This is a genomic window from Sporosarcina sp. SAFN-010, assembly GCF_059415065.1.
In genome coordinates this window covers 1-12,582 of the sequence record NZ_JBPFDS010000008.1, presented here as the reverse complement: position 1 = coordinate 12,582, position 12,582 = coordinate 1, and the positions used below count along the sequence as shown (strand labels likewise).

At 43.7% G+C, this 12,582-nt stretch carries 10 protein-coding genes; 8 read left to right on the top strand and 2 right to left on the bottom strand.

All coding sequences use genetic code 11. The annotated features are described in order from the left end of the window. Positions 1-152: 152 nt before the first annotated feature. The 3 genes from ACR65F_RS10275 (at position 153) to ACR65F_RS10265 (ending at position 4,434) form a co-directional block, all read left to right on the top strand. Positions 153-1,481 carry a uracil/xanthine transporter gene (locus tag ACR65F_RS10275; protein ID WP_440504371.1) on the top strand — a complete coding sequence of 443 codons (1,329 nt, stop codon included), beginning with the start codon at positions 153-155 and terminating at the stop codon, positions 1,479-1,481. 103 nt (positions 1,482-1,584) lie between these two features. Continuing rightward, positions 1,585-3,216: a gamma-glutamyltransferase gene (gene ggt, locus ACR65F_RS10270; RefSeq protein WP_440504370.1), complete on the top strand. Its 1,632-nt coding sequence runs from the start codon at positions 1,585-1,587 to the stop codon at positions 3,214-3,216. A 51-nt stretch (positions 3,217-3,267) separates the two neighbouring features. Then, a complete protein-coding gene (locus ACR65F_RS10265) occupies positions 3,268-4,434 on the top strand; it encodes an oxalate decarboxylase family bicupin (protein ID WP_440504369.1) in 1,167 nt (388 codons plus the stop codon). A 46-nt stretch (positions 4,435-4,480) separates the two neighbouring features. Here the strand turns inward: ACR65F_RS10265 and ACR65F_RS10260 are convergent, their stop codons facing one another. Continuing rightward, on the bottom strand, positions 4,481-7,525 hold the full coding sequence (locus ACR65F_RS10260) for an efflux RND transporter permease subunit (RefSeq protein ID WP_440504368.1): 3,045 nt from the start codon (positions 7,523-7,525) through the stop codon (positions 4,481-4,483). Positions 7,526-7,738: 213 nt separating this feature from the next. Here ACR65F_RS10260 and guaC point away from each other — a divergent pair, with 213 nt between their 5' ends. Next, a complete protein-coding gene (gene guaC, locus ACR65F_RS10255) occupies positions 7,739-8,722 on the top strand; it encodes a GMP reductase (protein ID WP_039044008.1) in 984 nt (327 codons plus the stop codon). A gap of 62 nt (positions 8,723-8,784) precedes the next feature. On the opposite strand, the gene ACR65F_RS10250 is transcribed toward guaC, so the two are convergent. Then, a complete protein-coding gene (locus ACR65F_RS10250) occupies positions 8,785-9,423 on the bottom strand; it encodes a YIP1 family protein (RefSeq protein ID WP_440504367.1) in 639 nt (212 codons plus the stop codon). A 76-nt stretch (positions 9,424-9,499) separates the two neighbouring features. Here ACR65F_RS10250 and ACR65F_RS10245 point away from each other — a divergent pair, with 76 nt between their 5' ends. The 4 genes from ACR65F_RS10245 (at position 9,500) to ACR65F_RS10230 (ending at position 12,261) form a co-directional block, all read left to right on the top strand. Then, a complete protein-coding gene (locus ACR65F_RS10245) occupies positions 9,500-10,453 on the top strand; it encodes an alpha/beta hydrolase (protein WP_440504366.1) in 954 nt (317 codons plus the stop codon). Positions 10,454-10,703: 250 nt separating this feature from the next. Next, the gene (locus ACR65F_RS10240) at positions 10,704-11,327 is read left to right on the top strand and encodes a DUF421 domain-containing protein (protein WP_440504365.1); all 624 of its coding nucleotides are present in this window, start codon (positions 10,704-10,706) and stop codon (positions 11,325-11,327) included. Between the two features lie 18 nt (positions 11,328-11,345). Next, positions 11,346-11,843, top strand: coding sequence for a metallophosphoesterase family protein (locus tag ACR65F_RS10235; protein ID WP_440504364.1), 498 nt, complete (start codon positions 11,346-11,348; stop codon positions 11,841-11,843). Between the two features lie 70 nt (positions 11,844-11,913). Then, positions 11,914-12,261, top strand: a complete 348-nt coding sequence (locus ACR65F_RS10230) for a carboxymuconolactone decarboxylase family protein (protein ID WP_440504363.1) — start codon at positions 11,914-11,916, stop codon at positions 12,259-12,261. Positions 12,262-12,582: the final 321 nt, after the last annotated feature.

The following is a 12,582-nucleotide window of genomic DNA, read 5'->3' as shown; positions in this document are numbered from 1 at the left end:
AAAAGAGTACTTCATTCGAGAAGTACTCTTTTTTTGTGCTCCATTCACCAACTTCCTATTACTCGGTAAAACGGTACCTACTAGTTTAAACCCATTTCATAAGGGAAATTCGAATAACATACACAACTCTGAAAAATGGGAGGGTTCACATTATGGATATTAGGAAGGAAGCGGCTGAGTTGAAGAGTCCATCCGACTGGTTAGCCGGTCTGGAATGGTTTTTCTTCATTTTCGCCAACATTGTCATTATCCCGATAACCGTCGGGAAAGCGTTCAATCTCCATCAAGACAGTATTATTTCTACGCTCCAACTGTCTTTCATAGTGACGGGAATTGCCTGTTTACTGCAGGCGTTTTTCGGTCACAAACGAGCAATCCTAGAAGGCCAGTCAGGTCTTTGGTGGGGGATGATTCTCTCCACTGTGAATCTCGCAAGCTCACAAGGAGTTTCTATGAGTGAATTAGGGGGGAGTCTTACTGTCGGAGTCCTGATTTCTGCTGTGATGACTGTCGCCATCGGTCTGTTCGGATGGGGCCCCGCACTTGCTAAGCTGTTTAACCCAGCAGTTATGGGCGTCTTCATGCTACTGTTCGGATTCCAACTTATTAAAATCTTCCTCGAAGGGATGCTAGGCATTCCAATGGGGAATCCACCAGACGATGCAAAAATCCAACTTTCTGTTGCAGCGCTCACGTTCGTTATTGCTGCCGCTATGATTGTCATTAACATCAAAGCTCCGAAAAAAGTGAGTAAATACACGTTGCTTGGCGGTATAGTCGTAGGCTGGGCTGTTTATGCACTCATATTTGGTCCAGAGCATACGGTGAAATCGGATGCTTCATTTAAATTTGAGTTATTCCATTTAGGAAAACCTGCTTGGAATATAGGGATCATTGCGATGGCCGTTATCACTGGTCTTATGAATCTTGCAAATACATTCGGTGCTTTAAAAGGTACGGAGTCAAAAGATTTGTATGACGAGGAAACGAGCAAAAAACAATATAATCGTAGTTTGACCATTTCGGGTGGACTTACAGCAGTGAGTGGGCTATTCGGTCTTGTCCCCTACGCACCTTTCGTGTCTTCAATTGGTTTTCTCGAACAGTCCGGGATCGTCAGACGGCTTCCATTCATCATCGGCAGTGTACTGTTTCTTTTGATGGGTATCATTCCTCCAGTCTCACACTTTTTCTCGAACATACCTCTTAGCATTGGGAGCACTGTCCTGTTTGTTGCTTATTTGCAACTGCTTAACTCGTCTTTCAGTTTCTTTGAGGAAATTCGGCTCAACACCCGTAATGTCTATCGCTCCGCAATCCCGGTGTTCGTTGCCGTTGTCATTATGGTGATGCCGGATTCGTATTTCTCATCCTTACCGGGATTTATCCAACCAATTATCGGCAATGGGCTTTTAATGGGCATTCTGATTGCTCTCATTCTGGAGAATACCATTAAATGGGACCACATTAAAAATTCATAAAACCAACAAGAAAACTCAGAATACAAGTTTTATTGGAATTTTACTGGGTATTCAAAATAGTAGTAGCGATTAACAAGCTAATCTGAAAGAGGAAGGTGAAACAATGAATTACGAATCTAGCAGAATCGGCGAAGACATTGACCCTCGGTACGGCAGCTCTTTCATGGCAAAGAAAAATGCTGTCGCCACCCCTAACAAACTCGCCTCAATGGCAGCTAATCGAATCCTCAACAAAGGCGGAAATGCTATCGACGCCATGGTAACCGCAAACTCTGTGCTAGGTGTTGTATTCCCCCACATGACGGGTGCAGGAGGAGATTCGTTTTGGCTCATCTATGATGCAAAAACAGGTAAAAGATATTCGCTGAATGCTACAGGGCATTCAGGTGAAGACGTAACTCTCGACAAGTTCGACAAAGAGGAAGGCATGGATATCCGCGGGCCTAAAGCCGTCACGACAGTACCCGGGGCCGTGAGTGGATGGATTGAAGCTCACGAACGATTTGGAAAGCTGACAATGAAAGAATGTCTGGAGCCCGCAATTGAATATGCAAATGAAGGCTTCCCCGTCGGGCGATCTCTTGCAAAATTCTCAGAAGTTGCACTAACTTTACTACGCACCTACCCATCCACCGCAAAAGTCTTTCTCAAACAAGGCGTTGCCCCCTACATGAAAGGCGATACGATGAAAAACCCAGACCTAGGGAAAACACTTGAACTAATTGCTGAACACGGCATGGATGCTTTTTACAAAGGTGAGATTGCAGATAAGGTAACTGAATTCCTACAACAGCATGGCGGACTATTGAAAAAAGATGATTTTGCACGCCATCAGGCAACTTGGGAAGAGCCAATTGAAGTCCAATATGGCGATCGGACAGTAATTGCCCCCCCGCCTAACTCCGCAGGTATGGTGACCCTTCAAATTCTTGGAATGATGGATCATCTAGATATTACAAGCATGAAAGGTCATGAGGAACAGTTCATCGACGCATTTACCCGTGCAACAGCGTTCTCTTTCATGGATCGTGATGAATTCCTCGATGATCCTGATTTTAATAAAGTTCCGACCGATGTACTCCTGAGCAAAGAATATTTCAAGGAACGAGTGCAAAAAATGCATGATCCAGCTCTTGGACCTCCTGAAAACGGATATGCCAATAAAGGAGATACAACCTTTAGTTGTGCAGTGGATGATGAAGGCAATGCTGTCGGTGTCATTCAAAGTCTGTATTGGGAATGGGGTTCTGGCGTTGTCGCCGAAGGAACTGGAATGATGCTACAAAACCGAGGAAGTTATTTCTCACTCGACTCAAATGCTCGTAACAAATTAGAGCCTAACAAACGACCCGCACACACACTCACCTGCTCCATGGTCTTCCATGAGGATAAACCTGAACTTATCGTGGGAGCCATGGGTGGTGACGGTGAGCCACAGACGCAAGCTTTAATCATTATGCGTTTATTGAACCAAGGATACTCCGTGCAAGAAGCAATCGATGCCCCAAGATGGTTGCTGGGTCGGACATGGGGTGAAAACGTACGGGGCTTACGTCTGGAAGGACGTTATGATAAGCAAATCGCTGAAAAACTGAAAGACCTCGGTCACGTAAATGTCACCATGATTGAAAACTTCAGCGACCTGATGGGCCATGCCCAGGCAATTCGCATTTGGCCGGACCGCATTGAAGCAGGTGCCGATCCTCGTGCGGGCGGACTTGCCATCGGGAATTGATCGATATGAATGCATTTCAACTATATCAAAAACTCGAAGGGAGATTTTACGATGAACACTGAAACTGATAACGAGACACAAACAAACCCTCAACCTATTAAAAATGATAGAGGTGGTCACATTTGGGGAGCCAATAATCCTGAAATTGACCGTCAAAACCCGGATATTATAGTGCCTCCTGACACAGACAACGGTACGATGCCCAACTTGAAATTCCCTTTTGCTCACTCACATATGCGTGTCGAACATGGGGGCTGGTCCCGTGAGGTTACGATACGCGAAATGCCAGCTGCTGAAACAATTGCTGGTGTTAATATGCACCTTGAACCTGGTGGTGTCCGTGAGCTACATTGGCACAAAGAAGCTGAATGGTCTTATATGATTAAAGGAAAGGCACGTATTACGGCTATTTCACCAGACGGACGTGAATTTGTCGATGATGTAGAAGCCGGAGACTTATGGTATTTTCCTTCTGGTGTTCCTCATTCCATAAAAGGACTGAGTGAAGGTGCTGAATTCATCCTCGCATTTGACGATGGCAGTTTCTCTGAGAACAGCACATTTTCAATTACGGACTGGTTTGCACACACTCCAAAAGACGTGCTTGCAGCAAACTTCGGAGTATCAGAAGAGGAATTTGAAAACATTCCAAGTGGTGAAGTCTATATGTATCAAGGTGCTGTTCCTGGTCCGATTGCTGAAGACTTGCCCCCAGACACAAATGAATTTGTGGAATGTCCATTTAGCTTTAAGTTGATGGATGTCGAACCAGTTGAAACGAACGGCGGTAAAGCTTGGATTGCAGATTCTAGTAACTTTAAAGCATCTAAAACAATTGCTGCTGCTTTAGTAGAAGTAGAACCTGGGGGTATCCGGGAACTACACTGGCACCCGAACGAAGCAGAATGGCAATACTATCTTGAAGGACAAGGTCGCATGACTGTTTTCGCCTCTGGTGGCAAGGCCCGTACGTATGATTATCAAGCAGGCGATGTAGGATACGTTCCGTTTGCAATGGGGCACTATATCCAGAATACAGGTGACACACCACTGCGTTTCTTGGAAATGTTCCGCAGCGATCACTTTGCAGATGTGTCCCTAAACCAGTGGATGTCACAAACACCTCCAGAACTCCTTAAAGAACACTTGCCGCTTAGTGATGAATTCATTAAAAACTCGTTGCACAGCGACAAACGCCCCAATGTTAAATATAAATAATGCACATGAAAAAACCACAGCCGAATCGCTGTGGTTTTTCCTTTTATTATACAACTTCTGCTTTACGTCCAATAAGTTTGTAGTACACAAGATACAATGATGGAATCATCACTAATGTAAACAAACTCGAGAAAGCAAGACCAGCAATGATTGTAATTGCAAGTGCTTCAAATAGTGGATCACCCGATACAGCTACTGGAATCAAAGCAACAATTGACGTTAGTGATGTCAAAATGATTGGTTTGATACGCGCGTAGCCTGACTCGACAATTGCTTCAATGACATCCATATTGCCCAAGAGTCGACGTGCTTCCACGAAGTCGATTAACACAACCGCGTTTCGCACAACAATACCCGTCAACGAGACAATCCCCATGACACCAAGGAAGCTGAGAGGCGTCTGTGTGATGAACAATCCTAGAATCGCTCCAGAAATACCGAGATACACCGCGAATAGCACGAGGAACGGTAAACTGAACGACTTAAATTGGAACGCAATGACCAAGTATACAAGTAGCAAGACTACTAGGAATAGAATTCCGATTTCAGCAAAGAATGCTTGCTGGTCTGAATTTTCTCCCCCCGTTGAAATTGTATAACCTTCAGGTAAGCCTTTCTTTTCTGCCTCGGCAGCATCTAACATGTCATCTTTAAATCCATCAGCATCGCCATACGCTTTTAACGTAATTGCGCGCTCCCCTTTTTCATGAGGAACTTGCGCTAGTAACGATGTTTTTTCTGAAGTGAGCAATTCATCCAATGGGATGAGTTTTGGTGGACCTTGAGTCGTCATGGAAGGCACGGCGCTATCTGAGAGATCTACAGGTTCCCCCTCATTCACTCCTTTTTCCTTTAACACGACTTGCTTTGAAATATCCCCTTCATACAACTTGAACAAAGGGACGCCTTGCGTCAACAACTGTAATTGGTTCGTTACTAAACTTAAGGAAATTCCATTCTCCTCAAGTGCTTGTCGATTCGGAACATATTGGACAGCTGGAACCGGTTCTCCTAAGTTATCCGTTACAATGTCGGCGCCTTTTTCAAGCAAACGATCTTTCAAGTCATCGCGCAGTTGAGCGAGTTGATCGATATCATCGCCTTTAATTGTAACGGTTACAGGTGCTCCGACAGGCGGTCCTTGGACAATTGTATCGAGGAAGATTTCCGCATCGCTGTAACGTTTCCGTAATTCTGGTTCCCACTTGTCGATGAATTCAGAAGCGCTCGTGTTGTCTTTTTTGATACGGAACACGGCTTGCCCTGTGTTTTCACCCGTGTTATCCATGGAGGAAGCAAACAGATTAGGTAACCCGCTACCTGTGAAAATTGCCGTTTCTTTTACGTTTTCATCTTCATTTGAAACTTCGTCAATGATCTTTTGGATTTCGTTATTGGTTTCGTCAATTGTCGTCCCCGCTGCTAGTCGGACGTCCATTGTCACTTCTTCTTTGTCAGCAGCCGGGAAAAATTCGAACGGTGTTAGCATTGCTAAGAATAGCAATCCTGTCGCGATAACTAACCCACCAATACCTACAAGTAACGGTCGCTTCAATACGGTACGCAACACTTTTTCAGAGTAAAATACTGAGATTTTCTCCAAAGGTTTACCTAAGAATCCCGGAGTATCTGAGATTTTTTTATTGTGTCTTTTCGTTTTGATGAATTGAAGCATTGGAACGAGCGTAACCGATAATACAGTGGATGCAATAATTGTTGTGATTAAGATACTGGGGAGTGCTTTGATGAATGCGCCATTTCCTCCAGATAGTAATAGTAACGGTGAGAACGTCACAACAATTGCTAAACTGGAAGAGATAATAGATGTATAGACTTCTTTAACACCATTTACAGCCCCATCCAGAGGTGAATCTCCTAGTTTATATCGTCGCTGAATGTTGTCATTAACGACGATACTATCATCGACGAGAATCCCGATTGCGATTATGAGCCCGATGACTGATATCTGGTTCAAGTCAACACCCATAAATGGAATTGGAATGAGGCCGACAAGCACAGATGCAAGAACGGTCAATGCGACTGCAAACGAACCGTACAGTGTCAGTCCCGCAGTTGTCACCACGAGAACAGCAATGACTGCAATGAGTAGTGAAACATACAAACTATTGAAAATTGAGTTCACATTATCTGCTTGAGATTCATATGTGTGAGACGTTACTTCTTCAGGAAGGTCTTCAATATAACGATCCATCTTCTTTGCGATGGTCTTATCCATAGAAGGGATATCTTGCCCAGGCTGAAGGAAAATCGTATAAGAAATTGCAGATTGTCCGTCAAATGTGACAATGTCTTTTGCTTCTTTTGCTTCTTCTCCGATATCCGCTACTTTAGCCAATGGCACAGCAGCATCACCAATTTGTAATTGCTTTAGTTTTTCAATCCCCTCATCTTGCTTTACTGTCAAAACAACACGTTCTTTTCCGTCATCGTGCGTTCCGAGTGAGAGTGGCTGATTCGCTTGTTGCAACACATTGAGTACATCAAACGGTTGCAGTCGATTTTCCGCCAATTTTTCAGGGGCGAGTGTAATCATCAGTTGCTTTTCCTTAAACCCTTTGACGGTTGTTCCAGCAACTCCTTCTATAGACTGAAGATCATCTGAAAGGGTTCCAAACGAGGTCTCTAAGCCCGCAAGCGCTTCTTCGTCTCCCGTAAACATGTACGAAACGAGTGGAAATGCTAGGTCGAGTTTTTTCACTTCAGGTGTTTGCGCGCTCTCTGGCAACTCACTAGCAGTGGACTGCACTTCTTGTTGCAACTTACTGATTGTCTGATCCGAGTCAATTCCGTCTTTCAACGACAATGTAATGATAGATGCAGAATTCGCAGAAACGGAATTCATCGTATCGATACCTTCTACTTTTTTAACCGCCCGCTCTAGTGGATTCGTTATTGTCCTTTCTACTTCCGCCGGTTCTGCACCTGGTAAAATGGAAGATACCATCACAAGATCGACAGGGGTTTCAGGAATTTCACGTTTTGGGAGCGTTAAAAACGTATAAATACCAACTAGCATGAGGATGAAGATAAGAAAAATAAATAATTTACTGCGCTTTAATAGATAGACCATGGGTGTCCTTCCTCTCTCTTTCTGATAGCGCTTCCAATGCAATACTACCTCTATACTTTATCATGCCACAGCCACCTACCAATCTCAATTTAGGAAACTCCAAAAAAATCCTAATCATTGTTTGACAATTCCTTTCGAATCTTGTACATTACATAAGGACGAACAATTGCATCACGTCCCAAACAAATTATTCGCTTTTAGGAGTGTTCAATAATGGATGTAGTATTCGATTATGAAGATATTCAACTAATTCCCGCAAAATGTATCGTTGACAGCCGATCCGAATGTGATACTTCTGTCAAACTAGGAAAGCATACGTTCCGCTTACCTGTTGTCCCTGCCAATATGCAAACAATCATTGACGAAAAGATTGCTATTCAACTCGCTGAAGGCGGTTACTTCTATATTATGCACCGCTTTGACCCTGCATCACGCCCAACATTCATCCGGGATATGCATAGCCGCGGACTGATTGCTTCGATTAGTGTCGGAGTTAAAGAAGACGAGTATGGGTTTGTGGAACAGCTTGCTCAAGATGGACTCGTTCCAGATTATATTACAATCGATATCGCACACGGCCATTCAAATGCCGTGATCCGTATGATTCAACATATTAAGAACCATTTGCCTGAGAGTTTCGTCATCGCTGGTAACGTGGGAACGCCTGAAGCTGTTCGCGAACTTGAGAACGCTGGCGCTGACGCAACGAAGGTCGGAATTGGTCCTGGTAAGGTTTGTATCACTAAGATTAAAACCGGATTCGGTACAGGCGGATGGCAGCTCGCTGCACTTCGCTGGTGTGCAAAAGCGGCATCGAAGCCAATTATCGCAGATGGTGGAATCCGTACACACGGCGACATCGCCAAATCTGTCCGTTTTGGCGCTAGCATGGTCATGATTGGTTCATTATTTGCCGGTCACGAAGAATCACCTGGTCAAACAGTGGAACGTGATGGCGAACAGTATAAAGAATACTTCGGTTCCGCTTCAGAGTTCCAAAAGGGCGAGAAGAAAAACGTTGAAGGTAAGAAAATGTTCGTTGAGTACAAAGGTCCCCTTCAAGATACGTTGACTGAGATGGAACAAGATTTGCAGTCATCGATTTCTTATGCAGGTGGTAAGAAATTGGATGCAATCCGTACAGTGGATTATGCAATCGTCAAGAACTCCATTTTCAATGGTGATAAAGTTTATTAATCCTTATTTTAAATAACTAATAAAACCGGAATCCCATCACAGGGACTCCGGTTTTATTAAGGTTATAGAGAAAATATCGAAATAAATATGATTCCGATCGTTAGTGAGATTACTATTGCTGCGATAAACCCGATTACAAACACGACGAGAAGTACACCGAGACCACGCCATGCTGAGAATCCATGGACAATGCCGATTCCTTTACATGAGATGACTATGCTATAAATCCCTAATGCAAACGTCAGGAACATAGAGACCAAGTACACACCCATTGGTAAGTTCGTAATCGCAAACGTTTCCACAGGGGGCGCTTCGAATGCCAACTTTCCATATCCTAAGATAACTAAGTAGTTGACAGGGGCTAGCCAGATAGATGGTAGGGTCGCACCCGGCGCTACGCGAAGCATTTCTGAGAATGTACCGGTTCCGCCGAACAACCCTTTTCCAATCCACTGATAAAGTGCTGCACCAATCACCCATGATATGAGTGCACCCACAAATGTTAGTAAAATGAATAGCGGAATGAGTGCCCCCATCGGTAAAGCACTGAATAATCCTGAGGTCCCCGCTTGATACCCTCCTGACGCAAGTGCCGCAATGGCGAATATAAGAATGGCATAGCCAATGGATGTCTCATTCTTCAAATACTGCAAGGTTGCAGTCGGTCTGCTCCAAATAGTGAGCAATGGTTTTAAATTCATGAATCGTCCTCCTTTGAACTTGTCACTCCCCTCGGATCCAAAAGATGGTACACTGATTTTTAGGGGGTGGAATTTTTTGAAAAGAAAAATTGTAATTACACTCAGTACACTCGTTGTCATACTGCTTGTAGCGCTCGTTTTTGCTGGCAATTACTTTTATGACCAAGGAATTAAGCGCGGTACTGAAGTAGAACTTCATAGTGAATCTGAAGCCGTTAATGATATCGCCAGTGAGGCGGACCAAATGTTACTGAAAGAAGCTAAAATTTGGTATGCTGAACAGCCAAAAAACACCATTACCATGCAATCCTACGATAACTTAAAGCTGAAAGCTCAATTTATCAAAAACGATAAAAATAATGCACACAAAGCAGTCATTCTTGCCCACGGCTTCCGCAATACTGGAGAAGACATGGGAAAATACGCAAAGTTCTACTACGACCAAGGATTTGACGTCCTGCTTCCTGACGCCCGAGGTCATGGAGATAGTGAAGGCGATTATATCGGCTATGGTTGGCACGAACGCCTCGATTACAAAGACTGGATTAAGTACCTCATTCAACAGCATGACGCTGAACAAATCATTTTGCAAGGGAATTCCATGGGCGCTGCAACTGTTTTAATGACAAGTGGTGAACAATTGCCCAAGCAAGTGAAAGGAATTGTTGCAGACAGTTCATATAGTACGGTTAAAAAGGAACTGGCGCATCAGCTGAAGTCCATTTATGGATTACCAGCATTCCCATTGCTTGAAGTTACGAGTGTCGTCGCTAAGATCCGTGCAGGATATACACTTCAAGAAGCATCCGCGGTGGACCAAGTAAGTAAGAATAAAGTACCTTTACTTCTGATTCATGGCGATGCAGATGACTTAGTTCCCACCGAAATGGCGACTGAATTGTATGAGGCGGCCAGTGGTGAAAACGAGTTATGGATTGTTCCCGATGCAGGACATACGAAAGCGTTTGACAATATCACAGGTGAGTACGAAGAAAAGCTATCTCAGTTTCTTGAAAAAGTGCTCGATTGAATACCAGAACGCTCTTCCTATCAGGAGAGCGTTTTTTATATGAAATTTTGTTGTACACCTTCTATTACGATAGTATGACTAAAAGGTTTCATTGATGGCAAGTGCACTTTTCTTACCTTACTTTTAAGGGTACGTTACTAGGAAGTAAAGAATTACACAGCCGTACACCGTGAAAGACTAATGGGAGGGTAAGAAACAAGCATACTTTCAGTATGTTTTCCCCATACTAGTCTAAAAGCGAGGTGACGTGATGGATTGGCATTTATTGTGGAAAGCAATGATTGTAGTACTGGTCGGAACATTTCTGTTGAGACTAGCCGGAAGAAAATCAATATCTCAAATGACACTTGCACAAACCGTCATCGTTATTGGATTGGGTTCCTTAATTGTCCAGCCCATTGTCGGTCACAACATCTGGTCGACGTTCGCAGTGGGACTCGTGCTCGTATTAACACTTATTGTCATGGAGTACACTCAAGTAAAAGTGGACAAAATGGAACTCCTTATTACAGGACGTGCGAAACTGATTATCAGAGACGGTACGATTCAAGAAAAAACCTTACACAAGCTACGATTCACAGTTGACCAATTAGAAATGAAACTCCGAGAACAGGGGGTCTCACAAATTAGTGATGTGAAATGGGCGACTCTGGAGCCTAATGGACAAGTAGGTTGCGAGCTGATGGAAAGCGCAAAACCTGCAACGAAACAAGATGTGCACGTACTGCGTCTAGAAATCGAATCCCTTCGAAACTTACTTTCCAGCTCTAGCGGCATGACTAGTTCGCCTAAGAACCCTTCTACTAACAAAAATTTGTTTACAGAAGTTGCAAATAAAAGCCATAGTAACGAGCCGTCTCACCGGCTTAAATAACGGAAAGGTTGGATTCATGTGAAAGTAATCATCACTGGCGACACACATATACCGGGTAGGAGCAGGAACTTGCCTAAGCGTTTACTCGATGCATGCACCGACTCAGATTTAATAGTCCATACAGGAGATTGGCGCTCTCCCGATGTGTTTGAAACACTCTCTACTTTTGCAGAAGTAAAAGGTGTCTATGGAAATGTTGATGGTAAGGAAATGCGTGCCCTTGTTCCAGCTAGGCAACTAATCGACATCGGTGGACTACGGATTGGGTTAGTTCACGGTCATGGGGAGAAAAAAACGACTGAACAACGCGCTATTGAAGCATTTGCTGAAGAACAAGTAGATGCCATCGTGTTTGGTCACTCACACATTCCAGTAATTAAGTATTTCAAAGGGGTACTTCTCATGAACCCTGGTTCGCCTACTGATAAGCGAAAGTTACCGTTCTATTCGTTCATCACATTAGAAATCGGTGATGACATCCGTCCCGAACTCGTTCTCTTCCAAGACAAATCTTAATGTCTTAGCTGTATGATTGGTGCAAAAATACATATGCTACCGTTGAATTGAACAGGAGGGCTTTTTGAAGATGAATGATTATTCAGCTGACAGCGTATTAAAAGGATATAAAGAAGGTATGGGTCAGTTTACTGAACACTTACCAGATATCGGCAGCGGCTTCCACTCCTTTACAGAGAGCTGCTTTGCAGATGGAGCTCTCGATGGAAAACAGAAGCAACTGATTGCACTCGCCCTCAGTGTCTATGCAGATGATAAAACCTGTATGACCTTCCACGCAAAGGGATGTGTTGACGCCGGTTGCACAGAACAAGAAGTGCTTGAAGCGTGCAGTATAGCTGCTGCATTGGGAAGTGGAGCCGTAATGAGCCGAACAGTTACTTGCTTGAGTGGGATGTTTCAGCAATTTCAGAAGTGACAACAAAAGCTACCTAGTGAACACCGTTACGGCTGTTGGTTAGGTGGCTTTTTGGGTTGGCGTGAATGGGTATGTGCGTTTTGAGGATGTTTATGGGCATTATTTTTTGTTTATGATCACTTTCCTCTGGGTTATGAGCACTTTTCATGTTTTATGATCACTTCCTCAGGGTTATGAGCACTTTTCATGTTTTATGATCACTTTCCCAGGGTTATGAGCACTTTTCATGTTTTATGATCACTTTTGGTATTCCGTCAAGAAAGTGGACACAAATTTGTGAGTGATTATTTTTAAAAGCCTACCGCGCTGCGCTTGCTGGAC